The 18,486-nt window shown below is 46.8% G+C and carries 15 protein-coding genes; 9 read left to right on the top strand and 6 right to left on the bottom strand.

Annotated elements, in window-relative coordinates:
- Positions 1 to 75 precede the first annotated feature (75 nt).
- The 3 genes from floA to proS form a co-directional block, all read right to left on the bottom strand.
- A complete protein-coding gene (floA, locus tag ACFSRY_RS08315; protein WP_377505290.1) occupies positions 76 to 1,068 on the bottom strand; it encodes a flotillin-like protein FloA in 993 nt (330 codons plus the stop codon).
- Between the two features lie 9 nt (positions 1,069 to 1,077).
- A complete protein-coding gene (locus ACFSRY_RS08310; protein WP_449301367.1) occupies positions 1,078 to 1,578 on the bottom strand; it encodes an NfeD family protein in 501 nt (166 codons plus the stop codon).
- Between the two features lie 168 nt (positions 1,579 to 1,746).
- On the bottom strand, positions 1,747 to 3,225 hold the full coding sequence (proS, locus tag ACFSRY_RS08305) for a proline--tRNA ligase (protein WP_377505284.1): 1,479 nt from the start codon (positions 3,223 to 3,225) through the stop codon (positions 1,747 to 1,749).
- Positions 3,226 to 3,411: 186 nt separating this feature from the next.
- On the opposite strand from proS, the gene ACFSRY_RS08300 reads away from it, so the two are divergent.
- The 5 genes from ACFSRY_RS08300 (at position 3,412) to ACFSRY_RS08280 (ending at position 11,068) form a co-directional block, all read left to right on the top strand.
- Positions 3,412 to 4,614, top strand: a complete 1,203-nt coding sequence (locus ACFSRY_RS08300; protein WP_377505281.1) for a hypothetical protein — start codon at positions 3,412 to 3,414, stop codon at positions 4,612 to 4,614.
- A 19-nt stretch (positions 4,615 to 4,633) separates the two neighbouring features.
- The gene (locus ACFSRY_RS08295) at positions 4,634 to 6,187 is read left to right on the top strand and encodes an OmpP1/FadL family transporter (protein ID WP_377505278.1); all 1,554 of its coding nucleotides are present in this window, start codon (positions 4,634 to 4,636) and stop codon (positions 6,185 to 6,187) included.
- Between the two features lie 178 nt (positions 6,188 to 6,365).
- The gene (locus ACFSRY_RS08290; RefSeq protein WP_377505275.1) at positions 6,366 to 8,600 is read left to right on the top strand and encodes a S9 family peptidase; all 2,235 of its coding nucleotides are present in this window, start codon (positions 6,366 to 6,368) and stop codon (positions 8,598 to 8,600) included.
- Between the two features lie 128 nt (positions 8,601 to 8,728).
- Entirely contained in the window at positions 8,729 to 10,165 is a 1,437-nt protein-coding gene (locus ACFSRY_RS08285) for a S41 family peptidase (protein WP_377505272.1), read from the top strand.
- 96 nt (positions 10,166 to 10,261) lie between these two features.
- Positions 10,262 to 11,068 (top strand): YybH family protein, encoded by an 807-nt coding sequence (locus tag ACFSRY_RS08280; protein ID WP_377505269.1) that lies wholly within the window; start codon positions 10,262 to 10,264, stop codon positions 11,066 to 11,068.
- Positions 11,069 to 11,070: 2 nt separating this feature from the next.
- Here the strand turns inward: ACFSRY_RS08280 and ACFSRY_RS08275 are convergent, their stop codons facing one another.
- The 3 genes from ACFSRY_RS08275 to ACFSRY_RS08265 form a co-directional block, all read right to left on the bottom strand.
- The gene (locus tag ACFSRY_RS08275) at positions 11,071 to 11,943 is read right to left on the bottom strand and encodes a RelA/SpoT domain-containing protein (RefSeq protein WP_377505266.1); all 873 of its coding nucleotides are present in this window, start codon (positions 11,941 to 11,943) and stop codon (positions 11,071 to 11,073) included.
- A 241-nt stretch (positions 11,944 to 12,184) separates the two neighbouring features.
- Positions 12,185 to 13,717, bottom strand: coding sequence for an aldehyde dehydrogenase (locus ACFSRY_RS08270; RefSeq protein ID WP_377505263.1), 1,533 nt, complete (start codon positions 13,715 to 13,717; stop codon positions 12,185 to 12,187).
- Positions 13,692 to 14,480 (bottom strand): SDR family oxidoreductase, encoded by a 789-nt coding sequence (locus ACFSRY_RS08265; protein WP_377505260.1) that lies wholly within the window; start codon positions 14,478 to 14,480, stop codon positions 13,692 to 13,694. Before ACFSRY_RS08265 ends, ACFSRY_RS08270 begins: the two co-directional genes overlap by 26 nt.
- 120 nt (positions 14,481 to 14,600) lie before the next feature.
- On the opposite strand from ACFSRY_RS08265, the gene ACFSRY_RS08260 reads away from it, so the two are divergent.
- From ACFSRY_RS08260 to kynU, 4 genes are all read left to right on the top strand, one after another.
- Positions 14,601 to 15,140, top strand: a complete 540-nt coding sequence (locus ACFSRY_RS08260) for a 3-hydroxyanthranilate 3,4-dioxygenase (RefSeq protein WP_377505257.1) — start codon at positions 14,601 to 14,603, stop codon at positions 15,138 to 15,140.
- Between the two features lie 85 nt (positions 15,141 to 15,225).
- Positions 15,226 to 15,777 carry a GNAT family N-acetyltransferase gene (locus ACFSRY_RS08255; RefSeq protein ID WP_377505254.1) on the top strand — a complete coding sequence of 184 codons (552 nt, stop codon included), beginning with the start codon at positions 15,226 to 15,228 and terminating at the stop codon, positions 15,775 to 15,777.
- 101 nt (positions 15,778 to 15,878) lie between these two features.
- Positions 15,879 to 16,964 (top strand): amidohydrolase family protein, encoded by a 1,086-nt coding sequence (locus ACFSRY_RS08250; protein WP_377505251.1) that lies wholly within the window; start codon positions 15,879 to 15,881, stop codon positions 16,962 to 16,964.
- Positions 16,965 to 17,183: 219 nt separating this feature from the next.
- The gene (gene kynU, locus ACFSRY_RS08245; RefSeq protein ID WP_377505248.1) at positions 17,184 to 18,458 is read left to right on the top strand and encodes a kynureninase; all 1,275 of its coding nucleotides are present in this window, start codon (positions 17,184 to 17,186) and stop codon (positions 18,456 to 18,458) included.
- Positions 18,459 to 18,486: the final 28 nt, after the last annotated feature.

The following is an 18,486-nucleotide window of genomic DNA, read 5'->3' as shown; positions in this document are numbered from 1 at the left end:
AAAAATAGTACATAACCCACCACTAAAAAGGCCCGCTTCTGCAGAAGCGGGCCTTTTTAGTGGTAAGATATAGAATTACTCTTTTGGCCTGTTTGCGCCACCTCCCTGCTGGCCCGGATTGGCAATAGAGTTTCGCATGTCAGTGTCTGACTGGATGTTCTGCATGCGATAATAATCCATGATGCCAAGGTTGCCACTTCGGAAAGCTGCTGCCAATGCCTGTGGTATTTCTACCTCCGCCTGAATTACGTTTGCGCGGGCTTCCTGTGCTTTTGCCTTCATCTCCTGCTCTACGGCTACTGCCATGGCACGACGTTCTTCGGCTTTCGCTTCGGCTACTTTCAAATCGGCACCAGCCTGGTCAATCTGTAATTTCGCACCAATGTTTTCACCCACATCGATATCAGCGATATCAATGGAGAGAATCTCATAGGCAGTGCCGGCATCTAAGCCTTTCTGCAGTACCAGCTTTGAAATAATATCCGGGTTCTCCAGCACGCTCTTATGAGAAGTGGAGGAACCGATGGAAGTAACAATGCCCTCACCCACACGGGCAAGTATGGTTTCTTCTCCTGCACCACCAACTAGCTGGTTGATGTTGGCGCGTACGGTAACACGGGCCTTTGCAATCAATTGGATTCCATCCTGCGCCACAGCGGCAACATTAGGCGTATTGATCACCTTCGGGTTAACAGAAGTAGTTACTGCCTCAAATACGTTACGGCCTGCCAGATCTATGGCTGTGGCTTGCTTAAATGAAAGTGGAATGTTTGCTTTGTCTGCAGAGATAAGTGCCTTGATTACGGTAGGCACATTGCCGCCTGCCAGATAATGCGTTTCCAGTTCTGTTGTTGTCAGGTCTATGCCTGCTTTGGTCGAGTTGATCATGGAGTTCACGATCAGGCTTGGTGGCACTTTACGGATACGCATGAATACCAGCTCCAGTAAGCCAACTCTCACCCCTGAGAAGCGGGCTGTGATCCAAAGGCTGATTGGCACAAAGTACAAGAAGATAACAAGCAGGACAATAACACCCGCTATAAGAAAGAGTACTGAATAGTTTTCCATCTGATTAGGTTAGCTGATCTCTTCTACTAAGATCTTGTTTTGGTTTAGTTTGATTATGCGAATTGGTGTATTAGGCGCTACGAACTCTCCGTTAGTTTGCACTTCATGGTGCCTGTCCGCAAAGATGGCAGTGCCTTGTGGTCTTAATGCGGAGACCGTTTTGCCTTCTTCCCCTACCTGTAGTGCATGCTGGTAATCTTCGTTTACCCTGCCTCTGTTCTGGTCTTTTAAAGCAAAGCGTGACCAGCTGTCTGACCGGAAACTGTAAACAAACGCTACAGCGGCTATCAGTACAGTGGCAGCAAGGATAACATGGCCAGCAGTTGTACCTAGTGCAGCATAGCCAATCCAGATGCCGATGCACGTTAGAATGAAGCCAAGAATACCTACAAGAGTAGTACCTGGTATAAAGATCAGCTCCACGATTATCAGTAGCAGTCCGATTCCGATCAGCAAAATAACGGTAATCCAGTCTAATGGCATATGCTGTGAGCTTGTATAGGTAAATATAGTGAAATCTAATGGATAGTTAATCTCTGCTTCTTTTTTGTTAACAGATAGTATTTATACGTTAGAATAGTCATTAAGCAAGCTTCTGGTAATACATGATAAAAAGCAAAAGCGCCACCTACATACATGGAGGTGGCGCTTAAGGTATAAGCTATTTAAAGCTTTGAATTAATATGCCTTTGCGAAGTACACGCGCTGTTTACTAGGCTTACCGGTTAACATATCAACACCATCTTCCTCTGGAGTGTTTATAGCAATACAACGGATAGTCGCCTTTGTCTCTTCTTTAATTCGCTCTTCTGTTTCTGCTGTTCCATCCCAGTGGGCCAACACGAAACCACCTTTGGTTTCTAATACCTCCTTAAACTCTTCATAAGAATCTACTTTGGTAGTATGTTCCTCACGGTAAGCCAGTGCTTTGTTAAAGATGTTCTTCTGAATCTCATCCAGCAGGGCAGGAATAAAGTCTGCCAATTCAGCGAACTTGTGCGTCGCCTTCTCTTTTGTATCACGGCGGGCGATCTCTGCTGTACCATTCTCAAGGTCGCGTGCCCCGATGGCAACACGTACAGGCACGCCTTTCAGCTCCCACTCAGCGAATTTAAAGCCAGGGCGTTCAGTATCGCGGTTATCATACTTCACGCTGATACCCTTTGCCTCCAGTTCGCGCTTCAGCTGGTTTACCTTTTCGCTGATCTGCGCCAGTTGTTCTTCGCCTTTATAAATTGGCACAATTACCACCTGGATCGGAGCAAGGTTAGGCGGAAGCACCAGACCCTCATCATCAGAGTGAGCCATAACCAATGCACCCATTAAGCGGGTGCTCACACCCCAAGATGTTCCCCAAACATGTTCCAGACCACCCTCTTTGGTCGCAAACTTCACATCAAAAGCTTTGGCAAAGTTCTGGCCCAGGAAGTGCGATGTACCTGCCTGCAGTGCTTTACCATCCTGCATCAGACCTTCAATACAATAAGTGTCCAGGGCTCCAGCGAAGCGCTCACTTGGTGTTTTAACACCCCGAACAACAGGTAAGGCAATGTATTGCTCGGCAAAATCAGCGTATACATTCATCATCCTTACCGTTTCCTCTATAGCTTCTTCGGCAGTGGCATGTGCCGTATGACCTTCCTGCCACAGGAACTCTGCTGTACGCAGGAACAGGCGCGTGCGCATCTCCCAGCGTACCACGTTTGCCCACTGGTTTATCAGCAGGGGCAGGTCGCGGTAGCTTTGAATCCAATTTTTATAGGTGTTCCAGATTACGGCTTCGGAAGTCGGACGTACTATAAGCTCCTCTTCCAGTTTCGCATTAGGGTCTACGCGTAATTTCCCTGGTTTATCCGGGTCTGCTTGCAGGCGGTAGTGCGTTACTACAGCACATTCTTTGGCAAACCCTTCTGCATTTTGTTCCTCAGCTTCAAAAAGGCTCTTGGGTACAAACAAAGGGAAGTATGCATTCTCATGGCCCGTGGCCTTAAACATATCATCCAGCACACGCTGCATTTTCTCCCAGATGGCAAAGCCGTAAGGTTTAATCACCATGCATCCACGCACGGCAGAATTCTCAGCTAAACCTGCTTTTTTTACCAGCTCGTTATACCATAAGGAGTAGTCTTCGCTTCTTTTTGGTAACCCTTTGCTCATTTTTTTACAATTATTATTGTATATCGCTATTAGTTAATGCTTTTGGAATAGTATTTGCACTGTTTACAGCCACGAACCTGATATCATTCCGGTTCAAAATTACGTTTAATATATTAGACTATTGATAAGGTTTTGCGCCATTGTGTGTTTATCTTTGATATAGAGGAAGTTTTACACGAGAAGGCCATGAAAAAGTTTACGATACACACACTAGCCCCCGCTCTTGCATTGTTGGCGCTAGGCTGCAGTAGTCCTACAGCAATGCTGTCATCAGAGTACGATGATATGTACTACAGCTCATCGGACAAAACAGAGTATGTAGCGCCACAGGCAACAGCCAGTAATCAGTCTTACCAGAACTATGATAATACGGAGGAGGCTGAAAGGGAGGTGCGTAATTCTGAATACTCTAACAGAAGCAATGCTGTTACGGATAACTATTATGGTGATGAGTATTATGACGGCAGGGAGTATAATCCACGTGATAATTGGTATCGGCCAAACTATTCTTTTGTAGATCCATATTGGGGTAGTGCTTACACGCCTCGCCATTATGCCTACAGCCGCTACAACCAGGCCTTCTATGATCCTTTCTACGATCCATTTTACTACGACCCTTTCTTTTATGACCCCTTCTTCCGCAGGTCTCACTGGAATAACGGTATTTCAGTTGTAATCAGCTATAACTATGGCTGGGGCGGATGGCACAGACCCTATTACAACCGCTGGTACCCGAATAACCCATTCTATCATGGTTATTATGGAGGGTACTACAATAATGTATATGCTGGCCATAACTGGTATTACGACAGGCCAATTATTGTAAACCCTGTAAGAACACAGTATGGACCTCGCGATGCGCGTGGCACCGTGGTTACAGACGGCAGGAGAGATGCAGGTCGTCCGATACGCGGCGAAGCTTTCGAAGGAGAAGTAGTGGGTCCGGAAGGTACAAGATCAACAACAGAAAATGCACGACCTGCCCGTCCTTCAAGAAGAACTGGTGATGCTACGGTAATGCCAGAAGCTGGTACAGATATGAAAGAAGCGATGCCTGAGCGACCAAGAAGAACAGAGTACTATGTTCCTCGTGAAAGCCGGGACCGTTCTTCTCAGCAGCCTGAAAGGGTGGGGGGAGAGCAGGAGCAGCGACGTGTAATTCAACCACAGCCGCGTGAGCGCAGGGGTACACGAGGTACACGTAGTCCGGAGTATACTCCGATAAGAAGAGAGAACAGCGTACCGCAACAGCGCCCTGTACAAACGCGGCCGGCCAGACAGGAACGTCGTGAGTACACTCCGCCGCCATCAAGATCAAATGATCGTCGCGAAAGCAGTAGTAGCTCAAGTGAGAAGCGTAGTGGAGGTCGCCCATCAAGAGGACAATAAATAGAAACACCCCATGAACATGAATAAGATATTTCTTGCCAGCCTGGCACTTTTGCTGGGCTGGGGCGGCAACGCCTTTGCTCAAAACGAGGTAGATGCCCTGCGCTACACCCGTTTAGGAATCACTGGTTCTGCCCGTATCCAAGGCATTGGAGGGGCTCAGACGGCACTTGGAGCCGATATATCCACTATCTCCTCCAACCCTGCCGGTTTGGGCATGTTCCGCCGGTCAGAATTTAGTATTAGTCCTGGATTGCAGTTGAGCACCACCCAGGCTAAAATAGGTGGTATGACTTATACCGAAGAGCAGAATGCTGTAACTATACCGCACGCAGGTCTGGTGCTTAGCAACCGTAGAGACGACAACGACAATAGTGACTGGCGAGGTACAAGCCTCGGAATCAGCTTTACCAGGCTCAACAACTTTAATCAGCGCCTCTCTTACCGCAACACCACAGAGCCACCTAACACCATTGTAGATTATTTTGCTGATCAGGCGAATGTAAGAGGTAGAACAGAAGCCTCTTTAGATGCAGAGTTTGGTGATTTTATCACGCTGGAAGGTTTAGCTTTCGGCACGTACCTGATCAATTTTACAGATGAGTTTGGGAATCCTACTTCAGATGCAAGACCACTTTACAGCTTAGGTGATATAGATCAAAGAGAAGAAATCAGGCGAAGCGGGTCCCAAAACCAGTTTGATATTGGAGTTGGTACAAGCTACAAAGACAAGATCTACTTAGGCGCATCGCTTGGTATTTTAACTACAAACTTCACCCAGGAAAGTATCTTCCGTGAGTCTGGATATTATATAGATCGATTTAATGCGGACAATGAAGTAGTTGTAGACGGAGACTACAGTTTGGAGCTGCGGGATGAGTTTACTACTTCCGGGGGAGGTATCAACCTGAAAGTAGGTATAATTGCCAGGCCTGTAGATGCCCTGCGTTTTGGAGTAACATTGCAAACGCCAACAATCTATACTTTCACCGATACGTATCAGCGGTCGCTGTATGCTACTACAGTAAACCCAACTACGGGCGTTCCGGAAAATAACAGTGCCATTGAGTTGCCTGGTGAATTTACCTATAACCTTACCACCCCTTTCAGGGCTTCTGCGGGTGTGGCAGGCTTTATAGGGAAGTATGGTTTTGTTACGGCTGACGTAGAGTTTGTGAACTATAGCAACATGCGCTTCTCCGAGAGCGAAGATGACTTTGGATCTACGGGAGAGTACTTCAGCGGCGTAAACAGCAGTATCTCTGATATGTATCAGTCGGTTGTAAACTATAAAATTGGTGCAGAGGCACGTTACGACGTGTTCAGGTTCCGAGCAGGCTATGCACATTCCGGTGATCCTTATAAAAATGCTTCTTTTGGTGGTGGTATAAGTTCCTTCTCGCTGGGTACAGGTATTCGCCTGAAGAACTACTATGGTGATATTGCTTATGTGCGCAGCAACAGCGACAGCCGTTATTCACCGTATGTTTTCAGTTCAGGTGGTGGAGAGCCAGTGGTTGACATACAGCAGAAACAGACCACCTTGATGTTAACGATAGGCTATAATTTCTGATCTGTATCAGGTTTAGTTAAAGGCGGCAGCTCCGAAGGGGCTGCCGCTTTTTTTATTACTGTTTTTAAAAATTCGGGGTAAAGGTTGCTGATAGGTACGGTTTTGGCTTTGTATTTATGGCTAAACCACTTTATTCTTCTAACTTAGAGGAGCTAAATCAAACCTTAATTACAAACACATGCATATCAAAATAAGAGCAAACTTTTTTGCTGCTGTACTCTTGTGCTTCGCCTTTGTAGCACAGGCCCAGCAGAAAAAAGACATTACCCTGGAAGATATCTACCGCAAAGGTACCTTCCGGTCGCAGTCTGTGTATGGCGTAAACTGGATGAAAGATGGCCAGTACTATAGCTCTCAGGTGCCAGACGAGCAGAACAAGGTATACGATATTGTTAAGTATGATGTAACTACAGGTAAGCCTGTAAGCACCATTATAGAAGGCGAGAACCTGGTGCCGGCAGGTAGCAGTAAGCCAATTCGTTTTGATGACTATACTTTCTCTTCAGACGAGCAGAAGGTATTATTCTCTACAGATACAGAGCAGATCTACCGGCGGTCTTCCAAAGCAGATTTCTACATCTATGATATCCCGACAAAAAAGCTGACGAAACTAAGCGATGGTGGAAAGCAGATGTATGCTTCCTTCTCGCCAGACGCTAAGCGCGTTGCTTTTGCCCGCGAGAATAACATGTTCGTGGTGGACCTTGCTAATATGAAAGAAACTCAGATCACTGCTGACGGAAAATTCAATTCCATCATCAATGGTTATTCTGATTGGGTATATGAGGAGGAGTTTAGTTTTGCCAAAGGTTTCCACTGGTCACCGGATGGTAAGAAGATTGCCTTTTATACTTTCGATGAGACCAACGTACCGGAATTCAATATGCAGATGTGGGGTGAACTTTACCCGCAGGACAACAAGTTCAAGTATCCGAAAGCTGGTGAGGCTAATTCAAAGGTAAAGGTGTCGGTGTATGATGTAGCCAGCGGCAAAATTGTTAAAATGGATACAGGCAGCGAGGATGATGTCTATATCCCGCGCATCAAATGGACTAATGACGCTAACCTGCTGTCTATCCAGAAGATGAACCGCCTGCAGAATACATTGGAGATATTACATGCTAACGCTACTACTGGTTCATCTAATGTAGTGCTGAAGGAAACAGACAAAGCATATATTGACGTTACAGATGATTTAACCTACCTCAAAGATGGTAAGCACTTTATTCATTCTTCAGAGGTAAAAGGCTTTAACCACCTGTACCTGTATAACATGAATGGCAAACTGGTGCGTCAGATTACGGATGGTAATTGGGAGGTAAGCGAATTTGTTGGCTACGACGAAAAGAACGACCGACTGTACTACATGTCTACAGAAGTTTCTCCGCTGGAGCGCCACCTTTACAGCATTAACAGCAAAGGCAAAAAGAAGCAGCGGCTGACTGATAAGGAAGGAACGCACCGCGTGAACATGAGTAACGACTTTAAGTACTACTTAGACTATTACTCTGCCGCCAACACACCGCCTTCAGTTAGCCTGCACACAGCAAAAGACGGTAAGCTGATCAAAGTGCTGGAGGATAACCAGAAGCTGAAGAACACACTGGCGCAGTACAATATTGCCAAGCAGGAGTTTTTTACAATGAACACGGCAGACGGCACAAAGCTGAATGGCTGGATGATCAAACCAACTGACTTCGACCCAAACAAGAAATACCCTGTGCTGATGTTTGTATACGGTGGTCCGGGCTCACAGACAGTGAACAACAGCTGGGGTGGCAACAACTACCTATGGCACCAGGTGCTGGCCGACAAAGGCATGATTGTGGTAAGCGTGGATAACCGTGGTACAGGTGCCCGTGGCGCTGAGTTTAAGAAAGCGACATATGCCAACCTGGGTAAGTATGAGATTGAAGATCAGATAGAAGCAGCTAAGTGGTTGGGCAAACAGTCCTACATCGACAAAGACCGCATTGGTATCTGGGGCCATAGCTTTGGTGGTTACATGACGCTGCTGGGCTTAACCAAAGGAGATGGCGTGTTCAGAGCAGGTATTTCGGTTGCACCAGTTACCAGCTGGAGATTCTATGACACGATTTACACAGAACGTTTCCTGAAGACACCACAGGAGAATGCAGCAGGTTATGATGATAACTCTCCGTTAATGTTTGCTGATAAACTTCAGGGCGACCTGTTGCTGATCCACGGTACAGGTGACGATAACGTACACTTCCAGAACGCGGTGGCGATGCAGGATGCGCTGATAAGTGCCAACAAGCAGTTTGAGAGCTTCTACTATCCTAACCGTAACCACGGTGTAGGTGGTGGCATTACCTCGCTGCACCGTTTCAATATGATGACGAACTTCCTGGAGCGTAAGCTGATCAATCCGACTGAGGAGAAGAACCAGTAAGTAAAGTATAAACTGAAGTATGAAAGGCCTGCCGGAAACGGTGGGCCTTTTCTTTTTTAGGTCGTGGTGCAACCTTCTACATTGCACCTCCATCTATAGCTACATAAACCGCTACTAAAGTATAAACTATGAAAAAAGTATTACCGCTGTTCCTGCTGCTGTTCGCGGCAGCCCAACTAGCTTTTGCACAACAGGCACCTCAGGAAGAACTGTTTACGCCGGAGCAAATGCGTCAGGACCTGGATAGTATGTATTCCTGGGTCAACGCCACACATCCAAATTTATACCTGCGCATAAGTAAAGAGAAGGCTGACAAAGAGTGGGAAAAGGTAAGAAAGCAGCTAAAAGCGCCTTTAACTGCCAGAGAATTTTCCATTATTTCTTCTCCGCTGTTGTCGCAGTATTGGGATGGGCACACCGGGCTGGGCATTGATCTGGAGGACAAAGGCCTGCAGGAGTACCATGAAAATGGTGGCAAGTTCTTCCCGTTTGGGGTAGAGGTGAGAGGGCAGGAGCTTATTGTTACAAAAGCGACTGACGCATCAGGTGTAAAACCTGGTGCTAAGATTACCAAAATAAATGGGGTCAAAACAGGGGCTCTGCTTAAAAAGATGCTGTTCGTATGGTCTGCAGATAATCAAAAGAATCAGGCAGCTAACATGGGTAGGTTGTTCGGGATTACGCTATGGGGAGCCTACGGTTGGGGAGATAAAGTGGAGGTAGAGTACCAGAACTATGGTGACTCCAGAAAGCAGAAGGAGGTATTAAATGGTATAAGCTACAGTGACTTGTGGAAACTTATGAGTGCCGGCTCCAGGAGCTACAATTTAACCATACATGAAAAGGAGAGCCTGGCGGTGCTGGAGCTGTTCAGCCTGAACCGTACAAAGGCCCTGGAAGTATTCCTGGACTCAGCCTTTACCGCTATAAAGGAAAAGAATATACAGCACCTGGCTATCGATATGCGCAGAAGCGGGGGTGGCAACTCTGTAGTAGGAGACATGGTGCTGCAATACACAACTACAAAGCCATACAAACAAGGAGATGCCAAAATAACAAGATATTCCACTGTGCTTGCTGCAATGCCTTACAACAAAGGTCTTAAGAGTACAATGGATAGGATCTCCCAGAATGAAGGCTTTGAGAACAACCGTTATCGATCAGAGTGGGAGGCTAAAGCTCCTGAGCCACTTGCCAAGCCAGAACTGCTGTTTGAAGGAAAACTTTACATGTTGACGGCCCCACGAACTTTCTCCTCATCGCACATGATGGCCTCGGCCTTTAAAGCTTATAAACTGGGAACTATGATAGGAGAGGCTACTGGTGGCAGTATGCAGTTCTTTGGAGAGCCGGCCAGTTTTCAGTTGCCAAACACTAAACTGTGGGGTAACTGCGCTGTGGCAGAGTGGCTATCGGCAGGTTTTACAGAAGCAAATGCGGATAAAGGAGTGCAGCCAGATATAGAAATGAAGCAAAGTATAAAAGACCTGGCCGAGGGTAGAGACACTGTGCTGGAATTCCTGAAAGAAAGTATAAGAACCGGTAAGCTGGCGGCAGTAAAATAAAAGTATAAGTGCTTAAAAATTAGGTAATTGATAAGGCCAGGTATAGAAATAACAACTATATTTGGCCTTATTTTTTGCCACTAAACACTTAAAACTATGAGGATTACCGCTTTTCTTTTGCTGGCGCTTTTACTGTGCGCTTTCCAGATTGCCAACACCACCCGCGATAAGGCACTGGAGAGTTTAGCCAACGCCGAACGTAACTTTTCGGCCACCTCCGAAGCCAAAGGTTTGAACTATGCTTTTGTAGAGCATATGGCGGAAGACGGACTTGTTTTCGCGCCCAAACCTACTAACGCGAAAAAGCTGCATGCCGCAGCACCTGCCAGTACAGTCTATTTATCATGGTATCCAGCTTATGCAGATATTTCCAGTTCCCTTGACTGGGGTTATACTACTGGGCCTTACAAGCTTAAACCAAGTGCAGAAGACGAAAAAGTGCTCGGAGCAGGCTTTTACCTTTCAGTGTGGCGCAAGCAACCGGACGGGCAGTGGAAAGTAGCCATCGATATGGGTAATTCTTTTTCTCCGAGTCTCTTAAAAGAGGAAACCTACCAACCAACTCCTGCAGACCCAAAAGCAAAGAAAGTAAAAGGAGCTAAAGAAGATCTGCTTACTCTGGATATGCAACAGGTACAACCCTACAGTGATGAAACCCTGATCTACCGCCACGGTGAATACCCTTACAAGTATAAAGATGGTGTTATTGAGCCGGCATCCAATGTAGTGTATACTAACCTGGGGCATGAGCTTTCCCCGGCTGCTGACATGGCCTACACCTACGGAAGCTATACCCAGCCTACGAGCAAAGGAGAAGAAGCAGGCCATTACCTGAAAGTATGGAAATTGCTGGACGGAAAATGGCAGCTGGTAGCGCACAACCTGGTGCCTGACCGCAAATAAAGTTACTCTTTTGCTTTACCCGTCATGCTGGCAATGCAGGCATAAAGCTTTTTCCTCTCTTCTTCCTGAACTGGCAGCTTATCTACAAAAGCTTGTAAGTCTGTTGCTAAGTTGCCTGTTTTGCCTTGCTGCTCATATTCATTCAGCCTGTTAATGAGCATGCGCATATGAGAGGCCATTTCGTCAGCCTGGGTTGTTACTTTGTTGAGAAGTTGAAGCACAGAGTCCAACAGTTCGTTATTTGTGTTGTCTGGGTATCGTATGTTGTGGTCAATTTCACTCCAGCCTTCTTCAAATAAAGTGCGGACCTGAATTTCAACAAAGTAGCGTTGTTTTTCAGGCTTCGTTTCAATAACAAAATGTACTGCTTTATAGCCTAAGGGATGATCCAAAACCTTACATCCAAAGGAGGTAAACTCATCAGTGTGGATATTCCTATTTCTGTCTTTTACATAGGCATAGGGTTCACGTTTTAGCCTCCATTTGTCCTGGATATACTCTCCGATCTCTGCCCACGACTCCTTGTAGAGGTGCAAGACCCTGATGCCAACCAGGTCGTTGATCAGGTCAAGGTAATTGCTGATTGTGATTCTTCTTTGTGGATACTCTTTCTTCTTCCGAACAATCTTTTTCAGCAGGTGCTGCGGCTCCTTTATCCGGTATTTTACACTATGTACCCCACTTGCCTTTAGCATCATCCGCGAAATGAAAAGGGCAATATCTGTAAGCTCAGATTTTCGGGTAAGGAAATCATTATAGATAGCCACTAAGTCCTCTGGTGCAATATCCTGTGCACGCAGACTCTCCTCGCTTTCTTCTAAGAGAGAAAGGATAAAAGGTATAGTTGCTACTTGAGTGGCGTTGTTTTCTTGCATCACATGAGGGTAATATCAACCCCTCCTATGAATGTATAATAAATTTAGGAGTGAAATGTTACAGAATGATGAACGAAACAGGGCTGACAAAGTACTAACCGCAAAAGAGATTAGCTCCTTTTGTCTTTCCGGCCACACTTCATGTAATAGTTAGAAAGAGCCGGTGGTGTTATAAGAAATCTGGGTTATTAAGAACATAGAATCCCAGATTCCTCACGTTATTTCAAAAAACATAGCATTACTAAAGCTTTACACAAATATTCTGTGGCTCAGTGAAAAAGCGAAGTGCTTCAAAACCACCCTCACGACCGACACCTGAACTTTTCATGCCTCCAAACGGAGTGCGAAGGTCGCGTAGGAGCCAGGTGTTGATCCAGACAATACCAGAGTGGATCTGGTGTGCAACACGGTGGGCGCGGGTTAAATTCTGCGTCCAGATGGTGGCGGACAGTCCATAGGCGGTGCAGTTGGCATATTCTATAACTTCCTTCTCTGTGTCAAAGGGAATAAGAGTCACAACGGGGCCAAATATTTCTTCGGTGTTGGTGCGGCACTCCGCTGAAAGTCCTTCGATAATAGTAGGAGCAATGAACCAACCATTGGCGCAGCGTCCCTGTACCTGCACCTGGTGCCCTCCGGTAAGTATGGTGCCGCCCTCTTCTTTTGCCAGTTCAACATAAGAAAGTACTTTTTGCATATGCTGCTCTGAGACAACGGCTCCTACTTTGGTGCCATCTTCCAATGGGTCGCCTATCTTTAAAGCTTTTACTTTCTCTATGAAAGCATCTTTAAACTTGTCATACAGAGACCGCTCAATGAAAATGCGGGAGCCACAGAGGCAGATCTGCCCCTGGTTTGCAAAGGAGGAGTGTATAGATGTGTGCAGGGCATTGCTGAAGTCGCAATCGGCGAAGATGATGTTCGGATTTTTACCACCTAGTTCGAGTGACAGTTTCTTGAACATAGGTGCTGCTGTGGTGGCAATGCTACGTCCGGTTTTGGTGCCTCCGGTAAAGGAAATAACAGGTACCTTCGGATGTGCCACGATGGCTGCTCCAACTTTATGCCCGTAGCCATGCACAATGTTCAGCACACCCGCTGGCAGTCCTGCTTCCATGCAGAGCTCCGACAGCAGGTAAGCCGTGACAGGCGTTATTTCAGATGGCTTAGCTACCACACAGTTCCCTGCGGCAATGGCTGGTGCTATTTTCCAGGTGAACAAGTAAAGCGGAAGATTCCAGGGAGATATACAGCCAGCCACACCATGAGGGTGCCTGACCGTGTAGTTTATCGCTTCTGTGCCCTCCATGTAATGCGCCTCCGAAGCAAAGTGCTGGATGGCGGTGCCGTAAAAGCGCATGTTGCTGCTAGCCCGAGGTATGTCCACTTTCTTTGCCAGCTTCAGGGGCTTTCCGTTGTCAATGGATTCAGCTTCAGCCAGGCGGTTCAGGTTCTGGTCGATCAGGTCAGCAATGCGCATCATAATCTGGCCCCGTTTTTCGGCAGTTGTCTTAGACCAAGATGGGAAAGCTGCCTGTGCCGCTTTTACCGCCTGCTCCACGTCCTGCTCATCAGAATCCGGAATATAAGAGTATAGCTCACCTGTAGCAGGGTTATAGTTGTTTATGTATTGTCCTGCTGTTGGCTCTGTTAACTGGCCGTTTATATAGTTCTGAAGCTTCACGAGTGAAAAATTAAAAATTAAAGTATAAGATGGGAGCGTGACCGGTTTTACAGGACCTGTTACTTTACAGGCATCCGGTTCTGCCACCATCTACCGGTACATTTATACCATTGATATAAGCAGCGGCAGGGGTAGCCAGAAAGGCAGCTGCGGCTGCAACTTCTTCTGGTTCCGCGAAACGGCCTGCAGGTATCTCAGCCATCATCTCTTCCTCCGTTGATTCTATACTAACCCCACTTTTCATCGCCTTATTCTCAATAATAGATTCTAAACGGCTTGTTCGGGTAGCGCCGGGTAAAACATTATTTACAGTAATACCATATGGGCCCAACTCGTTGGCCATGGTTTTAGCCCAACTGGCCACCGCGCCACGAATAGTGTTAGACACACCCAAGCCTTTTAATGGCTGTTTTACAGAGGTACTGATAACATTGATGATGCGGCCATACTCTGCCTCTTTCATGCCGGGGATAGCCGCCTTTGCTAAAAGGTGATTGGTGATCAGGTGCTGGTTGAAAGCATTGATAAACTCATCTGAAACAGCCTCTGTAATAGGGCCACCAGCAGGACCTCCTGTGTTGTTAACAAGTATGTGTACTATTGGCTTCTTCTTCAGGTATGCCTGTACCCGTAAGTTCAGTTCATATGGATCAGAGAAATCAGCCACTACAAAGTCATGTTGTTGCCCTTTGCTGGTGTCTAACTCCTTAGTCACTGCTTCCAGTTTGTCTTCATTTCGGGCAATGAGCGTAATACTTGCCCCTAACTGTGCAAGTTCAACAGCTATCGCTTTGCCGATTCCCTGTGTGCTTCCACACACAATGGCTTGTTTGTCTGTCAGGTCTAAGTTCATAGTTTAAATGTACGGAAAAGGCCTCAAAACTGCACAGGTCTTATGCTCGCCAGTTGTTTGTGTTACCATATTTGCCAGCTTTTGCGTACCTTCAATGTAATAACCTAACGAAACAAAACTATGGCTATCGCAAAACCTTTCAACTTTAAGCAATGGATAGATGAACACCGCCACCTGCTTAAACCACCCGTAGGAAACCAGCAGGTTTTTAAAGGCAACGAGGACTTTATAGTTATGGTAGTGGGAGGTCCTAATGCCCGAAAAGACTATCACTATGATGAAGGGGAGGAGTTCTTTTATCAGTTGGAAGGAGACATAGTATTAAAAATCATAGAGGATGGCAAGCCTGTGGATATTCCCATAAAGGAAGGGGAAATCTTTCTGCTTCCGCCACGTGTGCCCCACTCTCCGCAGCGCCCGGCCAACACTATAGGCCTTGTCATGGAGCGCTACCGCAAGCCAGGAGAAAAAGACGGCTTTTTGTGGTTCTGTGAGAATTGCGGTAATAAGCTGCACGAAGAGTATGCCGATGTTACCGATATAGTAGAGCAGTTGCCCAAGATCATGAATAATTTCTGGGAGAATGAAGAACTGCGCACCTGCAATGTATGTGGTACAGTCATGCAGCCACCGGCTAAACCTGCAGAGGCCACTAAATAAGCTCCATCTATTAAGATCAAGCCTCCCGTGCCGCAAAAATCTGGTGCGGGAGGTTTGTGCTTTTGCTCAACATTATACTTAACAAATGTCCCCCAACCTTACCACCGAAAGACTGGAGCTCCGATTAATAAGATCTTCAGATGATGCTTTTATCCTTCAGGGATTATCTGATGAGCGTGTGACAAAGTACTATGCCGTGCACTACCATACACTGGAAGAAGTGCAGGAGCAGATGAAGTTTTACCAGGAATTGATTGAAAGCCAAACCGGCATCTGGTGGACATTTTCATTGAAGGGGGAATCAGGATTAATTGGCGCCTGTGGCTTTAGCAGCATTGAACCAGAGCACAGGAAAGGTGAAATAGGCTTCTGGTTACTACCTGAGTACTGGGGCAAGGGCTACATACCAGAGGCAGCAGGAGCTGCTATAAAGTATGGCTTTGAGAACCTTAACCTGAACCGGATAGAGGCTATCGTGGAGGGTGGCAATGAACAGTCGGAGAAAGTGCTACAAAAAATTGGCTTTGCCTGCGAAGGCAGCCTGCGTGAAAGGGAAATAAAGAACGGCCAGTTTATAGATCTTGTCTACTATAGTATTTTAAGAAGTACCTGGACTCAACACCTACACCAGGCTTAGCTTTTGCGCCAAACGTGCGTAGAAAGTATAAAATGCTTATATTGTTGGATTGCCTGATTCGGCCGTACAACGTATAGCAGCTTTTTCGTTTCTTTATCAGCATGCAAGAGAACAAGCCTACTACAAACATACTTTCTGGTCACGATCCGCTGAAGATCGACATACACACGCACATTTTACCTGCCACCTGGCCCAATCTGCGCGAACGGTATGGCTATGGTGGCTTTATCAGGTTGGAGCACCACAAGCCCTGCTGTGCCCGCATGATGATGGATGATAAGTTCTTCCGGGAGATACAGGATAACTGCTGGGACCCCAAAGTGCGCATGCATGAGTGCAGCCAGCATAAAGTAGGAGTGCAGGTGCTAAGTACGGTGCCGGTCATGTTCAGCTATTGGGCAAAGCCGGAGCATACATTAGATCTATCTAAAATGCTGAACGACCATATCGCCGGTATTGTGGCAGATTATCCCGACCGCTTTGTTGGCCTTGGCACGTTGCCGATGCAGGCTCCTGATCTGGCTATTAAAGAGCTGGAGCGGTGTGTAAAAGAGTTGGGCATGGCCGGAGTACAGATTGGCACCCACATAAACGATTGGAACCTGGAGGCACCAGAGCTTTTCCCTGTCTTTCAGGCTGCAGAAGAGCTGGGGGCAGCCATTTTCGTGCATCCTTGGGACATGTATGGCAAAGAAAAGATGAGCAAGTATTGGCTGCCGTGGCTGGTAGGTATGCCTGCCGAGACAAGTCTGGCAATTTGCTCCATGATCTTTGGGGGTGTATTAGAGCGACTGCCAAAGCTACGGGTAGCCTTTGCCCATGGTGGCGGCTCCTTCCCCGCAACGATCGGGCGTATATGCCATGGGTTTGATGTGCGCCCCGACCTTTGCGCTATAGATAACAACGTGAACCCACGCGACTACCTGGGCAAATTCTACCTAGACTCTCTCGTGCACGATCCTGCTGCTTTGGATTACCTCGTAAACCTTGTTGGAGCTAACAGCATTGCGCTGGGCACCGATTATCCCTTCCCGCTCGGTGAGCTGGAGCCCGGGACGCTGATTGAGTCTATGCCTTATGATTTGGCTACTAAAGAGCGGATGCTTAGTGGTACTGCGCTGGAATGGCTTAACCTGAAGAAGGAGCAATTCACCGGGGGAGGAGTAAAGCTGCGAGAGGAAGTTTAGCAGCTGACTTTGCAAACATCCATACTATCCTTGCCTGGACTTTTAGCCCGTTAAACCATCTGGATCTATAGCCTCTTTCCTGGACCTCTTTTGGTTTTACAGGCTTGTGAGGCAATGGGAAACTCATATCAATCACCTCCTTCCACTGCAAATGCTTATATTAGCGTAATAATTAAACCAAGGGCTGCTACCACAGCCATACGAATAAAATCCGCACAAATGAATTACCAGAATACCCTTGCCTTTGCACAAGAGCAAGACAAACAAGATCCGTTATACCATTTTAGAGAGCGTTTTCATTACCCACAAGTGAATGGGCGCGATGCCATATACTTTTGTGGCAACTCACTGGGCATACAGCCAAAATCTGCACAGATGTACATTGATAATGAAATGTACAAATGGGCAAACCTGGCTGTGGAAGGACATTTTAAAGGCAAGGAACCGTGGTTTAACTATCACGAGCTTCTTGCTCCTGCCGCTGCCCGTGTTGTAGGTGCCAAGGAGAGCGAGGTGGTAATCATGAACCAACTGACGGTTAACCTGCACCTGATGCTGGTGTCATTCTACAGGCCGGAAGGCAGGCGCTTTAAAATCATTACTGAAGGTGGAGCTTTTCCGTCAGATCAGTATGCACTAGAGTCCCAGACAAAGTTTCATGGGTTTAATCCTGATGAGGCAATTGTTGAGCTTTTCCCAAGGGAGGGAGAACAGACGCTGCGTACAGAGGATATTCTGGCAAGTATAAAGGCCCACGGTGAGGAACTGGCGCTGGTTATGATGGGTGGTATCAACTACTATACCGGACAAGTGTTTGACATGGAAGCCATTACCAAAGCAGGACACGAGGTTGGTGCTGTAGTTGGTTTTGACCTGGCGCACGCAGCGGGTAACGTGCCTTTGAAGATGCACGACTGGAACGTAGACTTTGCCGTTTGGTGCACTTACAAATATCTGAATTCTGGTCCGGGAGGCACATCGGGTGTGTTTGTGCACGAGCGACACGGCAATAACCCAGACCTGCCGCGCTTTGCAGGCTGGTGGGGGCATGATGCCCAGGCGCGCTTCAAAATGAAGAAAGGCTTTATTCCCATGCAGGGCGCAGAAGGGTGGCAGTTGAGCAATGGCCAGATCATACCTTTTGCCATGCACCGTGCTTCTCTTGAGATGTTTGATGAGGCCGGTATGGAAAACCTGCGCTCTAAAAGTGAAAAGCTTACAGGATATCTGGAGTACCTGATCGATGATGTGCACGCAGGAAAGGATGTGATGGAAATGATAACGCCGCGCGACCCGCAGGCACGTGGATGTCAGATATCTATTCTTGTAAAAAAAGATGCACGGGTTCTCTTCAATAAATTAATGGAGGCTGGCATAATAGTAGATTACCGTGAGCCAAACGTTATTCGTGTAGCGCCGACTCCGCTTTATAACAGCTTTGAGGAAGTGTACCGCTTCTCAGAGATTTTGCATGAGTGTTTGCAGGCACACTAAATAAGTTGATCAAAAGAGCCATCAGCTT

The organism is Pontibacter locisalis (assembly GCF_042684605.1).
Classification (GTDB): domain Bacteria; phylum Bacteroidota; class Bacteroidia; order Cytophagales; family Hymenobacteraceae; genus Pontibacter; species Pontibacter locisalis.
Note: the sequence above shows the minus strand (reverse complement) of the source record. Positions and strands in the feature narration are given on the sequence as shown.